The following is a 23,967-nucleotide window of genomic DNA, read 5'->3' as shown; positions in this document are numbered from 1 at the left end:
ACGCGACCTTAATAAGGATGAATCGGTTAGTTAAGAGCGCAATTATATCAGAAAAACATCATAGTCTACGTATTGCTAAGTTGGCTTATGTCACGCTTGGCTCAATTCAAGCTTCTTACTTTGATCATAGAGCATTGGTGTAAGTGATTTCCCGCTTTGTCGATAGCGCTCTATCCGGGAGCGAAGGGGCTCGGGTAAGTCACTATCAGTTACCACAACAAAGCCTGAACTCTGGTAGAAGGTTTCTAGGTAGCTAAAGGCAAAACAGTAACATTGAGAGGCTTCCAGTTGTTCCTTGCTGGCCTCGAGTAAGGCCATACCGTGGCCCTGTGCGCGAAGCTCGGGGTGGACGAGCATGCCGGTCAATAGTTGGTAGCTGTCAAATTGCTTGAACCTGACACAGGCTTGAATGCCTTTGTTATTCTCGCCAATCCAGATAACCTCATCTTTTTTTGCCTTTCCTGCTGGGTAGTAAGCTTTATAAAAGCGGTTGATCAATGGAAAACGGAGGGGTTCAAGTTGATGGAATCTAAGCTTACTCATAGGGAAAACACTGCCAAGAGTGGATGAATCAGTTAAAATGCAGCACCTAGTATAAAGGTATGGGTCAGAAGTCGCATGAAAGTTTTGCAAGATAGGTCGCTAGCACCTTTTCATACATTTGGTCTGGATGTAAAGGCCAAAGACATTGTTGTTGCCGAGACAACACAAGATCTGGTGTCTATCTGGCAAGATGCACGATATCAGGATCTGCCAAAATTGATCCTTGGCCAAGGGAGCAATGTCCTTTTTTGTGACGATTTTGCCGGTGTTGTTGTTCTTAATCGTATTGCTGGTATTGCAGTCGAAGAAACACAGGAGGCATTCTTACTTCATGTCGGCGCAGGGGAAGATTGGCATCAGCTGGTCACCCAAACTGTTGAGCAGGGAATGCCGGGGTTGGAAAACCTTGCCTTGATCCCGGGGTGTGTTGGCTCCTCACCAATTCAGAACATCGGAGCATACGGGGTCGAGCTAAAAGATATATGTGCTTATGTCGATACGGTTGAGCTCTCTACCGGTAAGCAGAGTCGACTAACAGCCAAAGAGTGCCAGTTTGGTTATCGCGATTCGATTTTTAAGCACGAATTGAAAGACAGCCATGCCATTACTGCTGTCGGGTTATGTTTGAAGAAAGCGTGGACGCCAGTGATTTCTTACGGCCCATTGGCGCAGTTTGATCCTGTAACAGTAACCGCGAAAGACATTCTGTCGGCAGTGTGTGAGATCCGTCGAGCCAAGTTGCCGGATCCCAAGGTATTGGGTAATGCTGGTAGCTTCTTCAAAAATCCGGTTGTTGAGGATGATGTTGTTAAGCATCTACTTGCACATTATCCGTCTATGCCGCATTATCCTCAATCCAACGGCCAGGAAAAACTTGCGGCTGGTTGGCTCATTGACCAGTGCCAGCTCAAGGGCCATCAGATTGGTGGAGCCCGGGTACATGATCAGCAAGCGCTGGTCTTGGTGAATTACCATAATGCACAAGTTAAGGATGTCTTGCACCTGGCCCAGTTTGTCGTGGACAGCGTGAAAGAGAAGTTCGGTATTGTGTTGGAGCATGAGGTTCGTTTCATGGCAGAGGCCGAAGAAACTACATTGGCTGAGGTTTGTGGATGAAAGAGCATGCAACACGCCTTGCCCTGATTGCTAAGCTGGCTGATGGGCAGTTTCACTCCGGGGAAGCCTTGGGGGAAGCTCTTGGGATCTCCCGGGCGGCCGTCAGTAAACATATTAAGGTATTGCGGTCGTGGGGAGTGGATATCTTCCGCCTCCAGGGTAAAGGCTACAGCTTGCCGGCTAAACTGGAACTGCTTGATTGCGATAAGATCTTGGCTCAGGTAAAGTGCCCGAGCTTAGAGGTTATTCCAGTGATTGATTCGACTAACCAGTACTTGCTGGATCGGGTCGGTACTCTGCCCAAGGGGGCATGTTGCCTGGCTGAATACCAGCAGGCCGGGCGTGGGCGGCGTGGTCGCCAATGGTTATCGCCATTTGGCAGTAACCTATACCTTTCGATGTACTGGCGGCTTGATGCGGGTATTGCTGCTGCCATGGGCCTGAGTTTGGTGGTCGGCGTTGCGATAGCCGAAGCGCTTGAATCGTTGGGAGCGGAAGGGATCAAAGTCAAGTGGCCTAATGATCTCTACTACCAAGACCGCAAGCTTGCGGGCATCTTGGTGGAAATGTCAGGCCAAGCCGGTGAAGCGGCCCATTTGGTGATAGGGATGGGGTTGAACCTTGCTATGCCTGAATCAGAAGGCCTGGCCATTGAGCAGTCATGGACCAACCTTAGCGAGGCCTGTGGCACCCTGCCGGATCGCAACAAGCTTGCTGCAGCATTGATTAATCAACTTCATGATGCTTTGAACGATTATGAAGAACGCGGGATGGATGGTTTTACGTCGCGCTGGAATAGGCTGGATAACTTTTTGGACCGCCCCGTAAAGTTGTTGATGGGTAACCGTGTAGTGGAAGGGATAGCTCGCGGGATCAATAGCCAGGGAGCGTTATTACTGGAAACCGAGCAGGGGATTACCCCTTATCTCGGTGGTGAAATCAGCCTTAGAGGTTGTTGATGCAAATTTTGATTGAAGCGGGCAACAGCTATGTAAAAGTTGCCCAACTGTTTGACGATGGTCATTTTACGCTACTGGGGCGTTACCCAAGTCGCAAATTGGAAATGGTCTTGGAGCCCTTACTGGAGAATGGAGTCACCAGAATCGTTTTCGCAAGCGTCGGGCCGGTAGAAATTGATAACTCCATTCAACGTATCTCACAGTTAGCCAATATCCCCGTGATGCAGGTAAAGACGCTGAAAAAAGATTTTGGGGTCAAAAATGCGTACAGCGAGTACCAGTATCTAGGTGTCGACCGCTGGCTGACGCTGGTGGCGATCCGCCAGGAATTCAAAGCGCCAACTGTTATTGTTGATATTGGCACTGCGCTGACGTTTGATGTGATGACGGAAGAAGGCAAGCACCTTGGCGGTTGGATTGCCCCTGGCTACCAACTAATGATGAAGTCGGTGTTGGAGAATACCACCAAGGTGTTCGCTGACCGGGAGCACAGCGATACCCTGACATTTGCCGATAATACCGCCGACGGGTTGAAAAACGGTTGCCGTGCTGCGCTGGTGGGGTTGATTGAATACGGCCTGACTCAGGCCAGAGAGCGACTGAAAATCGAACCCAAGGTGATCCTGTGCGGGGGTGGGGTTCGACACCTGCCTCAGCATTGGGGTAAAGACTTCTACCATCGCTCTGACTTGGTGCTGGAAGGCCTTGCTTTGTATGCAAAATGTCGGTAGTGGGTGATTTTTCACCAACAAAGTTCGAAATCTGAAAAAATCGAAAAAAAGGTATTGCAAGGCTGGGGATAGTTCTCTAGAATGCGCAGCACTTACGCCGACTTAGCTCAGTAGGTAGAGCAACTGACTTGTAATCAGTAGGTCACCAGTTCGATTCCGGTAGTCGGCACCACTTTCTCCTAGATGAGTGAAAGTGCAAAAAAATTCTGGAGGGGTTCCCGAGTGGCCAAAGGGAGCAGACTGTAAATCTGCCGGCACTGCCTTCGATGGTTCGAATCCGTCCCCCTCCACCATTTTCTTAAGTAAAGAATAGCTTAACGAGTGACGAGTTTTGCGGGCATCGTATAATGGCTATTACCTCAGCCTTCCAAGCTGATGATGCGGGTTCGATTCCCGCTGCCCGCTCCACACTTCTTGTGTGCTGATATAGCTCAGTCGGTAGAGCGCACCCTTGGTAAGGGTGAGGTCGGCGGTTCAAATCCGCCTATCAGCACCACTCTCTCCCTAAGTGACTTCTTTTCTTTTGATATATACTCTACAAAACCCATGATTGGTTGTGTGGTCGTAATGCCACCAAATGCCGTGCCTAGAGGGACTATCCATGTCTAAAGAAAAATTTGAACGTACTAAACCGCACGTTAACGTTGGTACTATCGGCCACGTTGACCACGGTAAAACAACTCTAACTGCTGCTATCTGTACTACGCTTGCAAAAGTATACGGTGGTGAGGCAAAAGACTTCGCATCTATCGATAACGCTCCAGAAGAGCGCGAGCGTGGTATCACAATCTCTACTTCTCACGTAGAGTACGATACTCCATCTCGTCACTACGCACACGTAGACTGCCCAGGACACGCCGATTACGTTAAAAACATGATCACTGGTGCTGCGCAGATGGACGGTGGTATCCTAGTTGTTGCTGCAACTGACGGCCCAATGCCTCAGACTCGTGAGCACATCCTACTAGGCCGTCAGGTTGGTATCCCTTACATCATCGTGTTCATGAACAAGTGTGACATGGTTGATGACGAAGAGCTTCTAGAGCTAGTTGAGATGGAAGTACGTGAGCTTCTATCTGAGTACGACTTCCCAGGTGACGACTGCCCTGTAATCATGGGTTCTGCTCTTGGCGCGCTAAACGGCGAGAAAGAGTGGGAAGACAAGATCATCGAACTAGCTGAAGCTCTAGACAACTACATCCCAGAGCCAGAGCGTGCAATCGACAAGCCGTTCATCCTACCAATCGAAGATGTATTCTCAATCCAGGGCCGTGGTACTGTTGTAACTGGTCGTGTTGAGCAGGGTATCATCACTGTAGGTGACGAAGTAGCAATCATCGGTATCAAAGAGACCATTACAACTACTTGTACTGGTGTTGAGATGTTCCGTAAGCTTCTTGACGAAGGCCGTGCTGGTGAGAACGTTGGTGTTCTTCTACGTGGTACTAAGCGTGACGAAGTTGAGCGTGGTCAGGTTCTTGCTAAGCCAGGTTCTATCACTCCGCACACTACTTTCGAGTCAGAAGTATACGTTCTGTCTAAAGACGAAGGTGGCCGTCACACGCCATTCTTCAAAGGCTACCGTCCACAGTTCTACTTCCGTACAACTGACGTAACTGGTACTATCGAGCTACCAGAAGGCGTAGAAATGGTTATGCCTGGCGACAACATCAAGATGGTTGTTACTCTAATCTGCCCAATCGCGATGGACGAAGGTCTACGCTTCGCAATCCGTGAAGGTGGCCGCACCGTTGGTGCTGGTGTTGTAGCTAAGATCGTTGAATAATATTTGACGACTAGGTACTAAAAAGGGCATCATTTGATGCCCTTTTTCTGCGCTGTTGCTTGGTTTTGCATGTTTTTTGCTCAAGCCGGCAGAGAAACTTTTTATTATGATGAAGTTTTTTGTTTGTAATTAAAGCTTTAGGGCTTTCCTTCATTATTAGCCTCGCAAATGCGGGGTTATTTTCGTCTATATTGAGACTAGTTACAGGTTGGTTGTATGAAAGCGAATGCCGAAAACCAAAGCAGCTCTGGCGGTATGGACGGCCTTAAGTGGGTCGCTGTATTTGCTCTGCTAGCTGCCGCTGTGGTTGGTAATTACCTGTACAGTGATGTTTCTGTAGTGCTACGCGCTGCTGCGGTTGTTGTCCTTGTGGCAGCAGCGGGTGGTATTGCCGCACTTACAGCAAAAGGTAAAACCGCGATTGCGTTTGCCCGCGAATCGCGCATGGAAGTCCGCAAGGTAGTATGGCCTACTCGTCAGGAAGCTACGCAGACAACCTTTATCGTTTTAGCTGTCACTGTCATTATGGCGTTAGCCTTGTGGGGCATCGACGGCATCATGGTCCGTCTAGTCCGCCTAGTTACCGGTGTGTGAGGTAAGAGTTCATGAGCGAAGCTCCAAAAAAACGATGGTATGTTGTACAGGCCTTCTCTGGTTTTGAAGGTCGTGTAGCACAATCCCTACGTGAGCATATTAAAATGCACGGCATGGAAGAGTACTTCGAAGAAGTGCTTGTCCCGACTGAAGAAGTTGTAGAAGTGCGTGCTGGTCAGCGCCGTAAGAGCGAACGTAAGTTCTTCCCTGGCTATGTGCTTGTACAGATGGTGATGAACGATGAGACATGGCATCTGGTACGTAGTATCCCTCGTGTAATGGGGTTCATCGGCGGTACTTCTGACCGTCCGGCTCCGATCTCTGATAAAGAGGCAGATGCTATTCTTAACCGTCTTGAGAAGGCGAGCGAATCGCCGGTTCATAAGACTGTGTTTGAGCCAGGTGAAGTGGTCCGTGTTACTGATGGCCCGTTTGCAGACTTCAACGGTGTGGTGGAAGAAGTCGATTACGACAAGAGCCGCCTGAAGGTATCTGTATCTATTTTTGGCCGCGCTACTCCTGTTGAACTGGAGTTTGGCCAGGTAGAAAAAAGCTGATCATTAAATAATCAGTTTTAGTTGTCAGGGGCGTGAAATTGGACTATAATTTCGCGCCCTTTCGTTAGACGGGGAGTCTACTTCTAGAGAGTGGACGTTTGAACCCAAATTAAGGTAAATAGCAATGGCTAAAAAAGTAGAAGCTTACATCAAGCTGCAAGTTGCAGCTGGTATGGCAAACCCAAGTCCACCGGTTGGTCCTGCACTAGGTCAGCACGGTGTGAACATCATGGAATTCTGTAAAGCGTTCAACGCTAAGACTGACTCAATCGAGAAAGGTCTACCGACTCCAGTTGTTATCACAGTATACAACGATCGTTCTTTCACGTTCATCACTAAGACTCCACCTGCTGCTGTTCTTCTTAAGAAAGCTGCTGGCGTTAAGTCTGGTTCTGGCCGTCCGAACACTGAGAAAGTTGGTACTGTAACTGACGCTCAGATCCAAGAGATCGCAGAAACTAAAGCTGCGGACATGACTGGTGCTGACATCGAAGCTATGAAGCGTTCGATTGCTGGTACTGCTCGTTCAATGGGTCTAGTGGTAGAGGGTTAAGACAATGGCAAAACTTACTAAACGTATGCGCGTAATCCGCGAGAAAGTTGATGTTAACCGCGAGTACGACATCAACGAAGCTGTTGCTCTTCTTAAAGAACTAGCTACTGCTAAATTTACTGAAAGCGTTGACGTTGCTGTTAACCTAGGTATCGATGCACGTAAATCTGACCAGAACGTTCGTGGTGCAACTGTACTACCACACGGTACTGGCCGTGAAATCCGCGTAGCGGTATTCACTCAGGGTGCAAACGCTGAAGCTGCTAAAGAAGCTGGCGCTGACCTAGTGGGTATGGAAGAACTAGCTGCTCAGGTTAAGAAAGGCGAGATGAACTTCGACGTAGTTATCGCATCTCCAGATGCAATGCGCGTTGTAGGTCAGCTTGGTACTATTCTTGGTCCACGCGGTCTAATGCCAAACCCTAAAGTTGGTACTGTAACTCCTAACGTTGCTGAAGCTGTTAAGAACGCTAAAGCTGGTCAGGTTCGTTACCGTAACGACAAGAACGGCATCATCCACACTACTATCGGTAAAGTGGACTTCGACGCTGCTCAACTAAAAGAGAACCTAGAGTCTCTTCTAGTTGCTCTGAAGAAAGCGAAGCCTTCTTCAGCTAAAGGTACTTTCATCAAGAAAGTTAGCATCTCTACCACTATGGGTGCAGGTGTAGCGCTAGACCAGAATACTCTGGAAACTAACGCACAGTAATTTGCAGAAACGGCAAATTAGTGTATAATTTGCCGCTTCCGAATTCGTGGCTAAGGCTGTTGCCTCGGTAGCAGCCTTCGTCAAAGACCGTAGGCGTCAACTCTCAGAGCTGACTTAATATTACCTACGTAGACGGTGCCAGAACATGATTGATGTAATATCTTTCTTGGATCTGCGCCGTAAAAACTCTCCTGCCATACCGGCAGTGAGTGGTGTAATGTCCGGGGGAACCCGGCTTAATCCAGGAGCAAATCCAATGGCATTGAATCTTCAAGACAAAAAAGCAATTGTTGCTGAAGTCAACGAAGCTGCCAATGGTGCCCTGTCTGCAGTTGTTGCTGACTCTCGTGGCGTTGCTGTGGGTGCGATGACTTCTCTACGTAAACTAGCTCGTGAAAACGGCGTTTACCTGAAAGTTGTTCGTAACACACTAGCTCGTCGTGCAGTGGAAGGTACTGATTTCGAATGTCTTACTGAGACTTTCGTAGGTCCTACACTGATCGGTTTCTCTAATGAGCACCCAGGTGCTGCAGCGCGTCTTTTCAAAGACTTCGCTAAAGAGAACAAAGATTTCGAGATCAAAGCGGCTGCATTCGAAGGCGCTGTTGCTGACGTTGAAGTACTAGCGACTCTACCAACATACGACGAAGCGATTGCACGCCTAATGATGTGCATGAAAGAAGCGTCTGCTGGCAAGCTGGTACGTACTATCGCAGCTGTTCGCGATCAGAAAGAAGAAGCAGCGGCTTAATTGGCCTTGCTTTAATCTGGTTGCTATTTAAACTAATTGTTGACTTTAAAAGAGAATTGTTATGTCTATCACTAACGAGCAAATCCTAGACGCAGTTGCAGAAATGTCTGTAATGCAGGTTGTTGAGCTAATCGAAGCTATGGAAGAGAAATTCGGCGTTACAGCTGCAGCAGCAGTAGTAGCGGGCGGCGCAGCTGCAGAAGCAGCTGAAGAGCAGACTGAATTCGACGTAATCCTAACTGGCGCTGGCGCAAACAAAGTTGCTGTAATCAAAGCAGTACGTGGCGCAACTGGCCTAGGTCTTAAAGAAGCTAAAGCTCTAGTAGACGGCGCTCCAGCACCTCTGAAAGAAGGTGTTGACAAGGCTGAAGCTGAAGCTCTTAAAGCTCAGCTAGAAGAAGCTGGTGCTTCTGTTGAAGTTAAGTAATAATTACTTAATTTCTTAGCCTTAATTGGCTAATGGCTGGTGGCTAAAAAGCCACCGGCCTTTTTGCGCTGTAGGGTAGTGGTGTTTTCACATTGTTTTGCGATCACTGTCCATGCAAAAAGCAGTCCTGTTTCCCAGAACTGTTCCTACAATAAACAGTGTTATTAGTCACTGCTCCTCGTTTTGAGCAGTTTGGATCACTTATCAGCGATCTGAGGAACCTATGGTTTACTCTTATACCGAGAAAAAGCGTATCCGTAAGGATTTTGGTAAGCGTCCACAAGTTTTGGATGTACCATACTTGCTGTCGATCCAGCTTGAGTCTTTTAAAAAGTTCATCGAGCAGGATCCAGAAGGGCATTACGGTCTAGAAGCTGCCTTTCGTTCTGTTTTTCCAATTCAGAGCTATAACGGCAATTCCGAGCTGCAATACGTTAGCTATCGTCTCGGTGAGCCGGTCTTCGATGTTAAAGAATGTCAGATTCGTGGCGTAACATACTCTGCACCACTTCGTGTGAAGCTTCGTCTTGTCATGTACGATAAAGACGCGCCAGCTGGCACAGTCAAAGACATTAAAGAACAAGAAGTTTACATGGGCGAAATTCCGCTCATGACAGATAACGGTACATTCGTTATTAACGGTACCGAGAGGGTTATCGTATCCCAGCTACATCGTAGCCCGGGTGTTTTCTTCGACAGCGATAAGGGTAAGACCCACTCCTCAGGTAAAGTGCTTTATAACGCACGCGTAATCCCATACCGTGGTTCATGGTTGGATTTCGAATTTGATCCTAAGGATAACGTATTTGTACGTATCGACCGTCGTCGTAAGCTTCCTGCTTCAATCATCCTGCGTGCGCTAGGCTACACCACCGAGCAGATCCTTGACATGTTCTTCGAGAAAGTAAACTTCGAAGTACAGGGTAAGTCTCTTGTGATGGAACTGGTGCCTGAGCGTCTACGCGGTGAAACTGCCAGCTTCGATATCGAAGCCAATGGCAAGGTTTACGTTGAGCAAGGCCGCCGTATTACCGCTCGCCATATCCGCCAGCTAGGTAAAGACGGTGTTGACCACATCGAAGTCCCTGTTGAATACATCGTAGGTAAAATCGCATCACGTGATTACGTGAACGAGGAAACCGGCGAGTTGATCGCAGCAGCTAACCAGGAACTAAGCCTGGAAACTCTAGCTCTGCTATCTCAGGCAGGTTACAAATCTCTAGAAGTTCTGTTTACGAACGATCTAGATTACGGTCCGTATATGTCTGACACTATCCGTGTCGACAGCACGACCGACCGTCTAAGTGCACTGGTAGAAATCTACCGTATGATGCGCCCGGGCGAGCCACCAACACGCGAAGCAGCAGAGCAGCTTTTCGAAAGCCTGTTCTTCACTGAAGAGCGTTACGATCTATCTGCTGTGGGCCGTATGAAGTTCAACAGCTCGCTAGGTCGTGAAGAGTCTACAGGTGCGGGTACCCTAGACCACGCTGACATCATCGATGTAATGCGTCGTCTGATCGATATCCGTAACGGTAAAGGTGAAGTTGATGATATCGACCACCTTGGTAACCGTCGTATTCGTTCTGTAGGCGAAATGGCTGAAAACCAATTCCGAGTTGGTCTGGTACGTGTTGAGCGTGCTGTGAAAGAGCGCCTAAGCCTTGGCGATCTAGACGCAGTGATGCCTCAAGACCTAATCAATGCCAAGCCAATTTCTGCGGCAGTGAAAGAGTTCTTTGGCTCTTCTCAGCTGTCTCAGTTTATGGACCAGAACAACCCACTGTCAGAAGTTACTCACAAACGTCGTATCTCGGCGCTTGGTCCAGGTGGTCTGACTCGTGAACGTGCTGGCTTCGAGGTTCGAGACGTACACGCGACCCACTACGGTCGTCTATGTCCGATCGAAACGCCGGAAGGTCCAAACATCGGTCTGATTAACTCACTGTCAGCGTTTGCTCAGTGTAACCCTTACGGTTTCTTGGAAACTCCATACCGTAAAGTGATCGATGGCAAGGTAACCGAAGAAATCGACTACCTATCAGCTATCGAAGAAGGCCAATATGTTATCGCTCAGGCGAACGCCGCACTGAATGAAGACGGCTCATTCGCTGACGAACTGATTACTGCCCGCCAGAAAGGTGAATCAGGTCTGCACCCTCGCGACCATGTTCAGTACATGGACGTTGCAACCAACCAGGTTGTATCGGTGGCAGCATCGCTGATCCCATTCCTAGAGCACGATGATGCTAACCGTGCCCTTATGGGTGCGAACATGCAGCGTCAGGCAGTTCCTACTCTACGTGCTGACAAGCCGCTAGTAGGTACAGGTATCGAGCGTAACGTAGCGGTTGACTCAGGTGTTACGGCTGTTGCTAAGCGTGGCGGTACTGTTCAGTCTGTGGATGCCTCTCGTATCGTTATCAAGGTTAACGAAGACGAGTTGGTACCAGGCGAAGCAGGTATCGACATCTACAACCTGACCAAGTACACCCGTTCTAACCAGAACACATGTATCAACCAGCGTCCAACCGTGATGCCGGGCGAGCCTGTGGCTCGTGGTGACGTGCTAGCCGACGGTCCTTCAACAGACCTTGGTGAACTAGCTCTAGGCCAGAACATGCGTATCGCGTTCATGCCTTGGAACGGTTACAACTTCGAGGACTCCATCCTTGTTTCTGAGCGTGTTGTACAGGAAGACCGCCTGACAACAATCCACATCCAAGAGCTATCTTGTGTGGCGCGTGATACTAAGCTTGGTGCGGAAGAAATCACTGCTGATATCCCTAACGTGGGTGAAGCAGCGCTATCTAAGCTGGATGAGTCAGGTATCGTTTACATCGGTGCTGAAGTTAAGGGTGGCGACATCCTAGTTGGTAAGGTGACACCTAAGGGTGAAACTCAGTTGACTCCTGAAGAGAAGCTACTACGTGCTATCTTCGGTGAGAAAGCGTCTGACGTGAAAGACTCTTCTCTACGCGTACCTAACTCTGTGTCTGGTACTATCATCGACGTTCAGGTATTTACCCGCGACGGCGTTGAGAAAGACAAGCGTGCGCTAGAAATCGAAGAGATGCAGCTGAAAGAAGCGAAGAAAGACATCACTGAAGAATTCCAGATCCTTGAGGGTGGTCTTCTTGCACGTGTTCGCACGCTTCTTCTTGCCGCGGGTTACAGCGAAGACAAACTGGCTTCGATGGACCGCGAGAAGCTGTTCGCGCAGACTCTTGATGACGAAGCACAGCAGAATCAGCTTGAGCAGCTAGCCGAGCAGTACGACGAGCTGAAAGCTGAGTTCGATAAGAAATTTGAAACCAAGCGCCGTAAGATCACTCAGGGTGATGACCTAGCGCCAGGTGTCCTTAAGATTGTTAAGGTATACCTAGCTGTTAAGCGTCGTATTCAGCCTGGTGATAAGATGGCGGGTCGTCACGGTAACAAGGGTGTAATCTCGAAGATTTGTCCTGTTGAAGATATGCCGTACGACGAAAAAGGTCAGACAGTAGACATCGTACTTAACCCGCTGGGTGTACCGTCTCGTATGAACATCGGTCAGATCCTGGAGACTCACTTGGGTCTTGCAGCGAAAGGTATCGGTGACAAGATCAACGAGATGCTTAAGCAGCAGCAGGAACTACATCAGTTCCGTAACTTCCTGCAGAAAGTGTACGATCTGGGCGACACGCGCCAGAAAGTAGACATTGCCGCCCTAAGTGACGACGAAGTACGCACTCTGGTTCAGAACCTGCGTAAAGGTCTTCCAATCGCGACACCTGTCTTCGACGGTGCGCCAGAATCCTCTATCAAAGAGCTTCTGAAATTGGGTGATCTGCCAGAGTCTGGTCAGCTGACTCTGTTTGACGGCCGTACTGGTGACAAGTTTGAGCGTCCTGTAACCGTTGGTTACATGTACATGCTGAAACTGAACCACTTGGTTGATGACAAGATGCATGCCCGTTCTACCGGTTCTTACAGCCTTGTTACTCAGCAGCCGCTGGGTGGTAAAGCTCAGTTCGGTGGTCAGCGTTTCGGTGAGATGGAAGTGTGGGCACTAGAAGCATATGGTGCCGCATACACCCTACAGGAAATGCTAACTGTTAAGTCGGATGACGTTAACGGCCGTACGAAGATGTACAAGAACATCGTCGATGGCGACCATCGTATGGAACCTGGTATGCCGGAATCGTTCAACGTATTGTTGAAAGAAATCCGCTCGTTGGGTATCAACATCGAGCTGGAAGACGAATAAGCCTCGGTATCTACCAAGATTTATTAGTTACTCCGGTATAAATATGAAGGCGCCAGCAGACTGGCGCCTTTATGGGTCAACTCCTCACAGGAGCCGAATGTGAAAGACTTACTTAAGTTTCTGAAAGCACAACACAAGACTGAAGAATTTGATGCAATCAAAATCGGTCTTGCTTCACCAGACATGATCCGTTCATGGTCTTTTGGTGAAGTGAAAAAACCAGAAACCATCAACTACCGTACTTTTAAGCCTGAGCGTGACGGTCTTTTCTGTGCACGTATCTTTGGCCCGGTAAAAGACTACGAGTGTCTTTGTGGCAAGTACAAGCGCCTGAAGCACCGTGGTGTTATCTGTGAAAAATGTGGCGTAGAAGTAACTCAGACTAAAGTGCGTCGTGAGCGCATGGGTCACATTGAGCTTGCTTCTCCTGTAGCCCACATCTGGTTCCTTAAGTCACTGCCATCTCGTATCGGTCTGTTAATGGACATGCCGCTGCGTGATATCGAGCGTGTACTTTACTTCGAATCTTACGTGGTTATCGAACCTGGTATGACCAACCTTGAGCGTAGCCAGCTGCTGTCTGAAGAACAGTACCTGGATGCACTTGAAGAGTGGGGCGACGAGTTCGACGCGAAGATGGGTGCTGAAGCCGTTCAGGCACTTTTGGGCAACATGGACCTGAATGCCGAAATCGAGCTAATGCGCGAAGAGCTAGAAGAAACTAACTCTGAAACCAAGCGTAAGAAGCTAACCAAGCGTCTTAAGCTGGTAGAAGCATTCCTACAGTCAGGCAACAACCCAGAGTGGATGATCCTGTCTGTACTGCCAGTACTGCCGCCGGATCTACGTCCGTTGGTACCGCTAGATGGTGGTCGTTTCGCAACTTCAGATCTGAACGATCTGTACCGTCGCGTTATCAACCGTAACAACCGTCTGAAGCGTCTACTGGACCTAGCAGCCCCTGACATTATCGTACGCAACGAAAAGCGTATGCTTCAGGAGTCTGTTGATGCATTGCTTGATAACGGTCGCCGTGGCCGCGCTATCACAGGTTCGAACAAGCGTCCTCTGAAATCTTTGGCTGATATGATCAAAGGTAAGCAGGGTCGTTTCCGTCAGAACCTACTTGGTAAGCGTGTAGACTACTCAGGTCGTTCTGTTATCACCGTAGGTCCATACCTACGCCTGCACCAGTGTGGTCTTCCTAAGAAGATGGCACTTGAGCTATTCAAACCATTTATCTACGGCAAGCTAGAGACTCGTGGTCTGGCGACAACGATCAAAGCTGCTAAGAAGATGGTAGAGCGCGAAGAAGCTGTTGTTTGGGATATCCTAGACGAAGTGATCCGCGAACACCCAGTTATGCTTAACCGTGCACCAACACTGCACCGTTTGGGTATCCAGGCATTCGAACCAGTACTAATCGAAGGTAAAGCGATCCAGCTTCACCCACTAGTGTGTGCGGCATATAACGCCGACTTCGATGGTGACCAGATGGCGGTACACGTACCTCTAACGCTGGAAGCACAGCTAGAAGCGCGTGCACTGATGATGTCTACCAACAACATCCTTTCACCAGCATCTGGTGATCCGATCATCGTACCTTCTCAGGACGTTGTATTGGGTCTTTACTACATGACTCGTGAAAAGATCAACGCGAAAGGCGAAGGCATGTACCTTGAAGGTCCTGCTGAAGCTGAAAAAGCTTACCGTACAGGTAATGCTGAGCTACACGCTCGCGTTAAAGTTCGTATCACTGAGCACAGCAAAGACGAGCAGGGCAACCTGACGGCTGAAACTAAGCTAATTGATACGACTGTTGGTCGTGCAATGCTATGGACAATCGTACCGAAAGGTCTGCCATACAGCCTTGTAAACACCGAAGCTCTAGGTAAGAAGCAGATCTCGAAACTGCTTAACACCTGTTACCGTGAGCTGGGCATGAAAGATACTGTTATCTTTGCTGACCAGATCATGTACACAGGTTTTGCTTACGCGGCACTATCTGGTGTATCTGTTGGTATCGACGACATGGTTGTACCAGAAGCGAAATACACCAAGATCGCAGAAGCAGAAGCAGAAGTTGCTGAAATCCAGGAGCAGTTCCAGTCAGGTCTGGTTACCGCGGGCGAGCGTTACAACAAAGTTATCGATATCTGGGCAACTGCCAACGAGCAGGTTGCTAAGGCGATGATGGATAACCTGTCTTACGACACAGTTATCAACCGTGACGGCGAAGAAGAACAGCAGAAATCGTTCAACAGCGTATACATGATGGCCGACTCAGGTGCTCGTGGTTCTGCTGCACAGATTCGTCAGCTAGCGGGTATGCGTGGCCTGATGGCCAAGCCGGATGGCTCGATCATCGAAACACCGATCACGGCGAACTTCCGTGAAGGTCTGAACGTACTTCAGTACTTCATCTCAACCCACGGTGCTCGTAAGGGTCTAGCCGATACCGCACTTAAGACTGCGAACTCCGGTTACCTAACGCGTCGTCTAGTAGACGTTGCTCAGGACGTAGTAATTACGTCTGACGACTGTGGCACGCACGAAGGTATCACCATGATGCCTCTGATCGAAGGTGGTGATGTTAAAGAACCACTACGCGAGCGTGTTCTAGGTCGTGTGGTAGCGGAAGACGTTATCAAGCCGGGTACAGAAGAAGTTCTTGCTCCGCGTAACACCCTACTTGATGAGAAGTGGTGTGACATCTTGGAAGCGAACTCTGTTGACCAGGTGAAAGTACGCTCGGTGGTAACCTGTCAGAATGACTTCGGTTGTTGTAAGTACTGTTACGGTCGTGACCTAGCTCGTGGTCACCTAGTGAACCAGGGTGAAGCGGTTGGTGTTGTTGCAGCACAGTCAATCGGTGAGCCGGGTACACAGCTTACGATGCGTACGTTCCACATCGGTGGTGCGGCATCTGCGGCAGCAGCTGAGAACAGCATCCAGGTTAAGAACAGCGGTTCTGTGAAGCTTCAGAATGCCAAGTTCGTTACCAACAACGAAGGCAAGCTAGTTATCACGTCTCGTGCGTCTGAAATGACCATCATCGATGAGTTCGGCCGTACTAAAGAGAACTACAAACTACCATACGGTTCTCACCTGACTAAGGGTGAAGGCGCAGAAGTAGCAGCTGGTGAAGTTGTTGCTAACTGGGACCCGCATACAATGCCAATCATCACGGAAGTAGCTGGTCGTATCCAGTTCGTTGACCTGATTGATGGCGTGACTGTTTCTCGTCAGACTGATGAGCTAACGGGTCTGTCTATGATTACCGTACTAGACGCTGCAGAGCGTACCGGTGCAGGTAAAGACATGCGTCCAACCGTTAAGTTGGTTGACGAAAACGGTAACGATGTAATGATCGCCGGCACTGAAATGCCTGCTCAGTACTTCCTACCGGGTAAAGCAATCATCCAGCTAGAAGACGGCGCAATGGTTGGTATCGGTGATACGCTAGCACGTATCCCACAGGCATCTGGCGGTACGAAAGATATCACCGGTGGTCTACCACGAGTTGCTGACCTATTCGAAGCACGTAAGCCGAAAGAGCCTGCGATCCTTGCTGAAATCACTGGTACCGTATCGTTCGGTAAAGAGACCAAAGGCAAGCGTCGTCTGATCATCACGCCTGCGGAAGGCAACGTGTACGAAGAAATGGTTCCTAAGTGGCGCCAGCTGAACGTATTCGAAGGTGAGAAGGTTGAGAAGGGTGATGTGATCGCCGATGGTCCAGAGGCTCCACACGATATCCTACGTCTGCGTGGCGTTCACGCCGTTGCAGAGTACATCGTGAACGAGGTTCAGGAAGTCTACCGTCTACAGGGCGTTAAGATTAACGATAAGCACATCGAGACTATCGTTCGTCAGATGCTTCGTAAGGCAACGATCATGTCTGCTGGTGATTCTGAGTTCCTACCTGGTGAGCAGGTTGAGTACTCTCGCATCATGATTGCGAACCGTAAGCTTGAAGCTGAAGGCAAGCTGCCAGCAACGTTTGAGCGTGACCTACTGGGTATCACCAAAGCATCGCTTGCAACTGAGTCGTTCATCTCGGCTGCATCGTTCCAGGAAACGACTCGCGTACTAACAGAAGCTGCAGTTTCTGGTAAGCGTGATGAGCTACGTGGCCTGAAAGAGAACGTAATCGTTGGTCGTCTGATCCCTGCGGGTACCGGTTTTGCTTACCACCAGAACCGCCAGCGCCAGCGTGATGCAGAGCTAGAGCCAGTTGCACCTCAGGTAGATGCAGAGCAGGCGTCGCAAGACCTTGCTGCGCTACTGAATGCCGGCCTAAGCGACGAAAACTAATCGTCAGCTAGTTAAAATGCACTGAATAAAAGGGTACCTTCGGGTGCCCTTTTTTATTGCCTGTTTACAGGCCGAAGCAGGCTCTGCTTGCTATGCAGGGGCGTGAGTATGGGGTGCTTAGCCGCCGATATCGAGTGGTTTGAGTGGTATCGTCTTTGCAGGCGGTAGGATTAAAGCGTATAAAAGGATGACCAGCCCGATAAGGTATCAGGCTAGTGGCAGATGAGGACAGGTGTGCAGAAGGCCTAGGCGCCCGGTGGGCAGGCTAGGCTCTCGCTGATCAATTCGATTAACTTATCCTCGAGGGCAAAGCGGATTTCTATCAGCTCGCCGATATCAGAGAGATCGCTGTCGAAGTCTGGCAACTCGTCATCTTCATCTATGTCGGTATATTTATCACTGAAGTTCAGCATAGGATCGGTGGTTTGGGTGATTTGAGCGTACAGCTGGGAGATTTCTTCAGTGGGGGAGTACCCTGTTGCGTTCCAGCGCTCCATGACCATATCGTAGATTTTAAAGTGTCCTTCGGAGATATAGTCGACCAGCTCTTGGCTGAACAGTTGGAGTTGGGATGTTGTCGGAAGTTGGCGGCTATTACTTTCAAACGGGGGAAGTCCAGCTAACTTGCAGTAATCGATCAGCAATTGTTGCCGAGACATCAGCCAGTGGTCGATAACATCACTGGTGCCGCCCCATTGTTTTTGTACTTGCTCGAATTTACTTAACATGACCATGCCCTCATGATCTACAGTACCGAGACCGGGTACTGGAAACAATACCTGTTAATCTCTTAAAAAAGATAACCTTGAATTACGGATCCTTTTCCGTATTAACTACAGATTGCCAGTAAAAACGATACCCTGCAAGGATGGATGTGACGTTAATGTTAAAAAAACAAGAAAAAAGCTATTGGTGCATAGTCAAAGATCGCAAGCTCTACCTAGAGGATCAACAACTTCCCCTCAAAGAGCCGGGCGAGGTAGAGGCTGAGCTCGAAGACGTGGTGGAGATCGGTCGGTACCAAGGCATCCCCGTCTACTGGGCAGAAGCCCCAGAGCACAGTGATGAGGCCGGGTTTGCCAGCCTGAGGACTTTATTAGGCAGCGATAGCGAACTGTTCAATTTGGCTGGGCGCGCTATCCAGCTGTCGCATATGCTGCACTCTCAGCGCTTCTGTTCGCAATGTGGAAGCGAATGTCAGTTGGTCCATACCGAGCTTGCTATGGCCTGCCAAGGCTGTCATAGCCACCATTATCCCCGCCTGTCACCATGTGTCATTGTGGCAGTGCGTAAGCAGGACAAAATCTTGCTGGCGCAGCACCCGAGACATAAAACCGGGATGTATACGGTGATTGCCGGCTTTGTCGAGGCTGGAGAGACGCTGGAGCAGTGTGTTGCCAGAGAAGTGTATGAAGAAACAGGGGTAAACGTGACCAACATCCGCTATTTCGGCAGCCAGCCCTGGGCGTTTCCGTCTAACCTGATGATGGGGTTCCTGGCGGATTACCACAGTGGCGAGTTGAAGCCGGACTACGCCGAGCTGACCGATGCCCTCTGGGCATCGACGAACACGCTGCCCGAGCTTGCCCCTTCGGGCACGATTGCCAGGGCGTTGATTGACCACACGTTGGGCTTAATGGAGCAGAGCTGATGGTTAGGGAAAAAGAGAATAAAAAAACCCTCCGTGAGGAGGGGTAAGGTGCAGTTATTTTGCCTTCTACGAGCAAAGTCATTGTTATTATTGCTAGCGCGCAGATTTTGTACCATGAGAGCCCGGAGTGTCGCAAATCCGGTGAGCAAATTGTTACTATAAACTTGATCCGGTTAACAAATGGCCTCTTTTGTTGACAGCTCGGAGTGATACAATACGCGCATAATAAAACCATGGAGTCCCAAATGAGCGAACTAAAGAATGACCGCTACCTTCGCGCTTTATTGAAGCAGCCAGTCGATTGCACCCCGGTATGGATGATGCGTCAGGCAGGGCGTTACCTACCTGAATATCGTGCAACTCGCAGTGTAGCCGGTGACTTCATGTCGCTATGTAAAAATGCTGAGCTTGCCAGTGAGGTGACACTACAGCCTCTACGCCGCTTCCCGCTTGATGCGGCAATCTTGTTCTCAGATATCCTGACTATCCCTGATGCGATGGGCTTGGGACTGTACTTTGAAGCTGGTGAAGGACCAAAGTTCGAACGTCCAATCACCTGCAAGGCTGATGTCGATAAAATTGGTTTGCCGGATCCGGAAGGCGAACTGCAGTACGTGATGAACGCCGTACGCCAGATCCGCAAAGACTTGCAAGGCGAAGTACCGCTGATCGGTTTCTCGGGTAGCCCTTGGACACTGGCCACTTACATGGTTGAAGGGGGGAGCTCGAAGGCGTTCACCAAGATCAAGAAGATGATGTATGCCGAGCCACAAACGCTGCACCTATTGCTGGATAAACTGGCAGACAGCGTGGTTGAGTACCTGAACGCGCAAATCAAAGCGGGTGCCCAGTCGGTCATGGTCTTCGATACCTGGGGTGGGGTATTGACACCGCGTGACTACAATGAGTTTTCGCTGCGCTACATGCACAAGATTGTCGATGGCCTGATCCGTGAAAACGAAGGTCGTCGCGTACCGGTGACCTTGTTTACCAAAAACGGCGGTATGTGGCTGGAGCAAATTGCAGCAACTGGTTGTGATGCAGTCGGCCTGGATTGGACCATCAACATTGCTGATGCCAAGCGCCGTGTGGGCGACAAGGTCGCGCTTCAAGGCAATATGGATCCTTCTATTCTGTATGCCCAGCCGGAGCGTATCCGCCAGGAAGTGGCGACGATCCTGGAAGGTTACGGCAACGAAGGCACTGGCCACGTGTTCAACCTTGGCCACGGTATCCACCTGGACGTGCCGCCTGAGAACGCTGGTGTGTTCGTGGATGCGGTGCATGAGCTGTCAAAGCCATACCACAAATAAAAGCGGATCCTGGGTGCTAGGTTGCTAGGCCCTAGGAAAAAGCATTAAGAGCCCATACAGCTTGCTGTGTGGGCTTTTTGTTGTGCGCCGAGCATGGCGTTGTTCTAGGAGGTGAAAGTCCTCTACGGGCTCAGTCGAGCGAGAACCGTTAGCCTATGCAAGGGTGCCCACCGTGAGGCGGGATCTGAAGGAAGCAAATGGCAAAACTTGGCCGTGACGAACAGAAATCTGATAGTAGGCCAGTACAACTTGGGTAACCTAGCAACATATAGAATAGCCCAATGCCTCGACGGGAAGTGTGTACGGGTAAATCAGGCACAGCCAAGGGAAAGAACAACGTCTTACCTCGGGAGATCTTATTACCTGTCTCGGGCGAGACTAATGCAGCAGTGATGCTGTGTGATGGGAAATAAGAAGTCAGCAGAAGGCATAGTACCTTGGGGAAGTACAACCCAAGGGAAGGCCGGAACTGAATATATCAAGAAGCAGTCACTAGACACTCAATCATGTGGAGTCATAGCAAGATGATCAAAATCTCTACGTACCAATGGGCAACACCGCAAGTGACGCTCATGGCCACGAAGAATGACAAGCATGATCGGCGTAGACAGGAGGACGAGTCTTGGTGACCTCAACTCAGTTGATGGAGCAGATCTGTTCATCAACGAATCTGAACCAAGCCCTGAGAAGAGTGAAGAAGAACAAAGGGTGTGCTGGTGTCGATAAACTCGATATAACAGCGACTATCTCGATGCTTCGGCAGTCTTCAAATGGGCAAGCGCTCCGCCAGAGCCTTCTGGATGGGAGCTATCAACCCCAACCTGTTCTGGGTGTAGAAATCCCTAAACCTAGCGGGGGAGTTAGGCAACTAGGTATCCCAACAGTACTTGATAGGATAGTCCAACAGGCTATCACCTCAGTACTGACAGATATCTATGAACCGAAGTTCTCCCACAGTAGTTACGGGTTCAGGCCCAACCGTAGTGCCCACCATGCATTGGCGGCAGCAAGCCACTACATCAGGGAGGGGCGGGGTTATGTAGTCGACATTGACCTAGCGAAATACTTCGATACCGTGAACCACGATAGACTGATGCACAGGCTATCGGAGGATATCACGGACAAACGGGTACTGAAGCTGGTCAGGTCATACCTACAGGCAGGCATAATGCGAAACGGGTTAGCCGAGCAGAGGCAACGAGGGACACCACAGGGTGGACCATTATCTCCGCTGCTATCAAATATCGTATTAGATGAGTTGGATAAAGAGCTTGAGCGAAGAGGGCATAAGTTCTGCCGATATGCAGATGACTGCCAAATCTACGTGGGCAGTGAGGAAGCCGCGAACCGAGTAAAAGCCTCAATAACGGAGTTCTTGGAGCAGAAACTGAAACTCACGGTCAACCGTGAGAAAAGTGCGGCAACAAGAGTGACAGAGCGGACTTACCTAGGCCATCGCTTCCAACGAGGTGGAATTATCCATATCTCGAAGAGAGCACAAACTCATATGAAGAAGCGAGTGCGTCAAATAACGAAGCGGAATCGAGGGCGAGAGTTGAAGACAGTAATAGTCGAACTCACTCAATACCTAAGAGGATGGCAACACTACTTCAAGCTTGCCATACGGAAAAGCGCGATGCAGCGCTTAGATGAATGGATAAGGCGGCGCCTACGGTGCTATCGACTCAAGCAGCGCAAACGCAGACACAGTATAGCGTCATGGTTACGCCAAGAGGGCGTAAGCGAACGCAATGCGTGGAAGCTAGCGATGTCAGAGAAAGGATGGTGGCACTTGGCTTTATCGCCACAGCTCAATCAGGCCATGCCAACGAAACGGTTCAAGGAGATGGGCATGTACTCATTGCGAGATGGGTACGAGTCACTGAAAATATATTCGGAACCGCCGTATGCGACCCACGCTTGTACGGTGGTGTGAGAGGACGGAGGCCGCGAGGCCTCCTCCTACTCGATTGAGGGTTCAAGGAAAAGCTGTTCCTAGTTCCTAGGAAAAGATTTAGAGGAAAAGAGCTTGAAACAGCGATATGGTGTTTAGAACCCAGGAACCCGCCTCTAGGAACTAGGATCTCGCTTCTCGAGATGCTGGTGGACATAGTCCCTGATATACGGCACCACCTCCTCTTCAAACCACGGGTTTTTCTTTAGCCACAGGGTATTGCGCGGCGAAGGGTGGGGCATGGGGATGTACTGGGGAGCCCAGGTGCGCCATGCCTTGACAGTGTCGGTCAGGGTTTTCGGTTTGTCCTTGAGGTAGCGCTGTTGGGCGTACTGGCCGACCAGCAGCGTCATGCCGATATTGGGCAGCAGCGGCCATACCAGGGGGTGCCATTGCGGGGCACATTCAGGACGGGGAGGCAGATCGCCGGACTTGCCGCGGCCGGGGTAGCATAGCCCCATCGGCATAATGGCGATGTGCTCTGGGTTGTAGAAGGTGTCGCGGTCGAGATCCAGCCAACGGCGGAGACGATCGCCACTCGGATCATTCCAGGGGATCCCAGTCTGATGCACCTTGGTACCGGGTGCCTGACCAACGATCATCAAGCGGGCGCTGCTGGCGGCTTGAATGACCGGTCGCGGTCCAAGCGGCAGGTGATCACGGCAGATCGTGCAGCGCCGGATTTGATCGAGCAGGTTATCAAGATGTTGCTGGTCGTTGTTTGGACTCATAGTTCGCGCTCCCTGACTCCGGGGTGAATTAGTAGCCCCGTTGAAAGTCAACGGTATAGCGTAATGGCTGGTGGTTGAGCCAGCGCTGTGCATTGTCGCGGAAAATAGCCATCACCTGGTGGGGGAAGCTTTCAGCGGCAATGTGCGGGGTCACGGTGATAGCCGGATGCAGCCAGAAGGGGTGGTTACTCGGCAGAGGCTCCAGCTTGAAGACGTCAAGGAAGGCATGCTGGATAGCTCCGGTATCGAGTGCTCGGAGCAAACCGGTTTCGCAGACGGCATTGCCACGCCCGACATTAAACAGCAGGGTCTGACGGCAGTGGCTCAGGCTCTCCGTATTGAGTAAATCATCGCTTGCCGATGTGGCCGGCAGGGTTGAAACCAGCACATTGGCCTGTGCCAGTGCCGTCTCTAACTGGGCTAGGGGGAGAACAGCGCTGAAGGCAGGCTCGTCGGTAACGCCGCAGCGGTTGACCCCGATGACGTTGAACCCGAGTGCCTGGGCCGCACGTGCCAAGTGGCTGCCGATGCTGCCGGTACCCAGTATTACCATCGTCTTGCCAGCGATGGTGTTATAAGGACGGGGGTGCCAATGGCGGGCTTGTTGCTGGTTCTGATAGGTAGCGAAATGGCGCTGGTGGGCGATAGTCAGCCCCAGCACGTATTCGCTGATCAGCTGGCCGAAGCAGCCGCGGATATTGGTCAGGGTGTAGTCTCGGCGCAAACCGGGCTGTGTCAGGGCATCGATACCGGCAAAGGTGGACTGGATCCACTCAAGGGCTGAGAACTGCCCGATCTGCGGGGCTACTGTAGGCGGATCAGCCAGTAAAATCGTGGCCTCTTCCGGCTGCTGGGTCAATATCACCCCCGCCAGCGGCTGCTCGGCCAGCATGGCTTCATAGGCTTTTTGCTGGCGGGAAACAATCATCAGTTTATGCATGTCAGCTCCTTGGTGGCAGTACGGGGTTATCCGTCGTCCATGTATTGCAGTAGCAGGGGGATACAAGTAAGATCCGGGGCAAATCA

General features: G+C 50.3%; 19 protein-coding genes and 4 tRNA genes. 19 read left to right on the top strand and 4 right to left on the bottom strand.

All coding sequences use genetic code 11. The features are described 5' to 3' along the window. Positions 1–90: 90 nt before the first annotated feature. The gene (locus PTW35_RS16745; RefSeq protein ID WP_281025910.1) at positions 91–543 is read right to left on the bottom strand and encodes a GNAT family N-acetyltransferase; all 453 of its coding nucleotides are present in this window, start codon (positions 541–543) and stop codon (positions 91–93) included. Positions 544–618: 75 nt separating this feature from the next. On the opposite strand from PTW35_RS16745, the gene murB reads away from it, so the two are divergent. The 16 genes from murB to rpoC all read left to right on the top strand — a co-directional run bounded on the left by murB (position 619) and on the right by rpoC (position 17,292). Next, positions 619–1,659 carry a UDP-N-acetylmuramate dehydrogenase gene (gene murB, locus PTW35_RS16740; protein ID WP_281025909.1) on the top strand — a complete coding sequence of 347 codons (1,041 nt, stop codon included), beginning with the start codon at positions 619–621 and terminating at the stop codon, positions 1,657–1,659. Beyond that, entirely contained in the window at positions 1,656–2,618 is a 963-nt protein-coding gene (birA, locus tag PTW35_RS16735) for a bifunctional biotin--[acetyl-CoA-carboxylase] ligase/biotin operon repressor BirA (RefSeq protein WP_281025908.1), read from the top strand. The genes murB and birA overlap by 4 nt, the downstream gene beginning before the upstream one ends. After that, positions 2,618–3,349 (top strand): type III pantothenate kinase, encoded by a 732-nt coding sequence (locus PTW35_RS16730; protein ID WP_281025907.1) that lies wholly within the window; start codon positions 2,618–2,620, stop codon positions 3,347–3,349. The genes birA and PTW35_RS16730 overlap by 1 nt, the downstream gene beginning before the upstream one ends. Positions 3,350–3,445: 96 nt before the next feature. Continuing rightward, a tRNA-Thr gene (locus PTW35_RS16725) sits at positions 3,446–3,521 on the top strand. Between the two features lie 36 nt (positions 3,522–3,557). Continuing rightward, positions 3,558–3,642, top strand: a tRNA-Tyr gene (locus PTW35_RS16720). 40 nt (positions 3,643–3,682) lie between these two features. Beyond that, a tRNA-Gly gene (locus PTW35_RS16715) sits at positions 3,683–3,757 on the top strand. Between the two features lie 12 nt (positions 3,758–3,769). Next, positions 3,770–3,845 (top strand) — tRNA-Thr (locus PTW35_RS16710). 105 nt (positions 3,846–3,950) lie between these two features. Beyond that, on the top strand, positions 3,951–5,135 hold the full coding sequence (tuf, locus tag PTW35_RS16705; RefSeq protein WP_281025906.1) for an elongation factor Tu: 1,185 nt from the start codon (positions 3,951–3,953) through the stop codon (positions 5,133–5,135). A gap of 216 nt (positions 5,136–5,351) precedes the next feature. Next, positions 5,352–5,729: a preprotein translocase subunit SecE gene (gene secE, locus PTW35_RS16700; protein WP_281025905.1), complete on the top strand. Its 378-nt coding sequence runs from the start codon at positions 5,352–5,354 to the stop codon at positions 5,727–5,729. An 11-nt stretch (positions 5,730–5,740) separates the two neighbouring features. Next, positions 5,741–6,286 (top strand): transcription termination/antitermination protein NusG, encoded by a 546-nt coding sequence (gene nusG / locus PTW35_RS16695; RefSeq protein ID WP_039458779.1) that lies wholly within the window; start codon positions 5,741–5,743, stop codon positions 6,284–6,286. Between the two features lie 124 nt (positions 6,287–6,410). Next, positions 6,411–6,839, top strand: coding sequence for a 50S ribosomal protein L11 (gene rplK / locus PTW35_RS16690; RefSeq protein WP_007462791.1), 429 nt, complete (start codon positions 6,411–6,413; stop codon positions 6,837–6,839). Between the two features lie 4 nt (positions 6,840–6,843). Continuing rightward, entirely contained in the window at positions 6,844–7,548 is a 705-nt protein-coding gene (gene rplA / locus PTW35_RS16685) for a 50S ribosomal protein L1 (RefSeq protein WP_039458778.1), read from the top strand. Between the two features lie 256 nt (positions 7,549–7,804). Next, complete coding sequence (rplJ, locus tag PTW35_RS16680) at positions 7,805–8,299, top strand: 50S ribosomal protein L10 (protein WP_281025904.1); 495 nt, start codon at positions 7,805–7,807, stop codon at positions 8,297–8,299. A 61-nt stretch (positions 8,300–8,360) separates the two neighbouring features. Further along, complete coding sequence (rplL, locus tag PTW35_RS16675) at positions 8,361–8,726, top strand: 50S ribosomal protein L7/L12 (protein ID WP_281025903.1); 366 nt, start codon at positions 8,361–8,363, stop codon at positions 8,724–8,726. A 223-nt stretch (positions 8,727–8,949) separates the two neighbouring features. Further along, positions 8,950–12,975, top strand: coding sequence for a DNA-directed RNA polymerase subunit beta (gene rpoB / locus PTW35_RS16670; RefSeq protein WP_281025902.1), 4,026 nt, complete (start codon positions 8,950–8,952; stop codon positions 12,973–12,975). Positions 12,976–13,074: 99 nt separating this feature from the next. Further along, entirely contained in the window at positions 13,075–17,292 is a 4,218-nt protein-coding gene (gene rpoC, locus PTW35_RS16665; protein ID WP_281025901.1) for a DNA-directed RNA polymerase subunit beta', read from the top strand. Between the two features lie 245 nt (positions 17,293–17,537). On the opposite strand, the gene rsd is transcribed toward rpoC, so the two are convergent. Then, positions 17,538–18,026 carry a sigma D regulator gene (rsd, locus tag PTW35_RS16660; protein WP_281025900.1) on the bottom strand — a complete coding sequence of 163 codons (489 nt, stop codon included), beginning with the start codon at positions 18,024–18,026 and terminating at the stop codon, positions 17,538–17,540. A gap of 149 nt (positions 18,027–18,175) precedes the next feature. Here rsd and nudC point away from each other — a divergent pair, with 149 nt between their 5' ends. The 3 genes from nudC (at position 18,176) to ltrA (ending at position 22,192) form a co-directional block, all read left to right on the top strand. Continuing rightward, positions 18,176–18,943: an NAD(+) diphosphatase gene (gene nudC / locus PTW35_RS16655; RefSeq protein WP_281025899.1), complete on the top strand. Its 768-nt coding sequence runs from the start codon at positions 18,176–18,178 to the stop codon at positions 18,941–18,943. A gap of 245 nt (positions 18,944–19,188) precedes the next feature. Further along, positions 19,189–20,256 (top strand): uroporphyrinogen decarboxylase, encoded by a 1,068-nt coding sequence (gene hemE, locus PTW35_RS16650; RefSeq protein WP_281025898.1) that lies wholly within the window; start codon positions 19,189–19,191, stop codon positions 20,254–20,256. Positions 20,257–20,899: 643 nt separating this feature from the next. Beyond that, positions 20,900–22,192: a group II intron reverse transcriptase/maturase gene (gene ltrA / locus PTW35_RS16645; protein ID WP_348637736.1), complete on the top strand. Its 1,293-nt coding sequence runs from the start codon at positions 20,900–20,902 to the stop codon at positions 22,190–22,192. 134 nt (positions 22,193–22,326) lie between these two features. Here ltrA and PTW35_RS16640 read toward each other — a convergent pair whose 3' ends face one another. Both PTW35_RS16640 and PTW35_RS16635 read right to left on the bottom strand, forming a co-directional pair. Continuing rightward, positions 22,327–22,941 (bottom strand): uracil-DNA glycosylase family protein, encoded by a 615-nt coding sequence (locus PTW35_RS16640; protein ID WP_281025897.1) that lies wholly within the window; start codon positions 22,939–22,941, stop codon positions 22,327–22,329. A gap of 28 nt (positions 22,942–22,969) precedes the next feature. Next, a complete protein-coding gene (locus PTW35_RS16635; RefSeq protein ID WP_281025896.1) occupies positions 22,970–23,881 on the bottom strand; it encodes a D-2-hydroxyacid dehydrogenase in 912 nt (303 codons plus the stop codon). Positions 23,882–23,967 lie beyond the last annotated feature (86 nt).

The sequence above is a fragment of the Photobacterium sp. DA100 genome (assembly GCF_029223585.1).
Lineage (GTDB): Bacteria > Pseudomonadota > Gammaproteobacteria > Enterobacterales > Vibrionaceae > Photobacterium.
This window is presented reverse-complemented; position numbering and strand designations above follow the sequence as displayed.

What these genes read in the sequence shown, in the direction of transcription:
- PTW35_RS16745 (WP_281025910.1), bottom strand. Translation starts at nt 543, where the DNA reads ATGAGTAAGCTTAGATTCCATCAACTTGAACCCCTCCGTTTTCCATTG.
- murB (WP_281025909.1), top strand. Translation starts at nt 619, where the DNA reads ATGAAAGTTTTGCAAGATAGGTCGCTAGCACCTTTTCATACATTTGGT.
- birA (WP_281025908.1), top strand. Translation starts at nt 1,656, where the DNA reads ATGAAAGAGCATGCAACACGCCTTGCCCTGATTGCTAAGCTGGCTGAT.
- PTW35_RS16730 (WP_281025907.1), top strand. Translation starts at nt 2,618, where the DNA reads ATGCAAATTTTGATTGAAGCGGGCAACAGCTATGTAAAAGTTGCCCAA.
- tuf (WP_281025906.1), top strand. Translation starts at nt 3,951, where the DNA reads ATGTCTAAAGAAAAATTTGAACGTACTAAACCGCACGTTAACGTTGGT.
- secE (WP_281025905.1), top strand. Translation starts at nt 5,352, where the DNA reads ATGAAAGCGAATGCCGAAAACCAAAGCAGCTCTGGCGGTATGGACGGC.
- nusG (WP_039458779.1), top strand. Translation starts at nt 5,741, where the DNA reads ATGAGCGAAGCTCCAAAAAAACGATGGTATGTTGTACAGGCCTTCTCT.
- rplK (WP_007462791.1), top strand. Translation starts at nt 6,411, where the DNA reads ATGGCTAAAAAAGTAGAAGCTTACATCAAGCTGCAAGTTGCAGCTGGT.
- rplA (WP_039458778.1), top strand. Translation starts at nt 6,844, where the DNA reads ATGGCAAAACTTACTAAACGTATGCGCGTAATCCGCGAGAAAGTTGAT.
- rplJ (WP_281025904.1), top strand. Translation starts at nt 7,805, where the DNA reads ATGGCATTGAATCTTCAAGACAAAAAAGCAATTGTTGCTGAAGTCAAC.
- rplL (WP_281025903.1), top strand. Translation starts at nt 8,361, where the DNA reads ATGTCTATCACTAACGAGCAAATCCTAGACGCAGTTGCAGAAATGTCT.
- rpoB (WP_281025902.1), top strand. Translation starts at nt 8,950, where the DNA reads ATGGTTTACTCTTATACCGAGAAAAAGCGTATCCGTAAGGATTTTGGT.
- rsd (WP_281025900.1), bottom strand. Translation starts at nt 18,026, where the DNA reads ATGGTCATGTTAAGTAAATTCGAGCAAGTACAAAAACAATGGGGCGGC.
- nudC (WP_281025899.1), top strand. Translation starts at nt 18,176, where the DNA reads ATGTTAAAAAAACAAGAAAAAAGCTATTGGTGCATAGTCAAAGATCGC.
- hemE (WP_281025898.1), top strand. Translation starts at nt 19,189, where the DNA reads ATGAGCGAACTAAAGAATGACCGCTACCTTCGCGCTTTATTGAAGCAG.
- ltrA (WP_348637736.1), top strand. Translation starts at nt 20,900, where the DNA reads ATGGAGCAGATCTGTTCATCAACGAATCTGAACCAAGCCCTGAGAAGA.
- PTW35_RS16640 (WP_281025897.1), bottom strand. Translation starts at nt 22,941, where the DNA reads ATGAGTCCAAACAACGACCAGCAACATCTTGATAACCTGCTCGATCAA.
- PTW35_RS16635 (WP_281025896.1), bottom strand. Translation starts at nt 23,881, where the DNA reads ATGCATAAACTGATGATTGTTTCCCGCCAGCAAAAAGCCTATGAAGCC.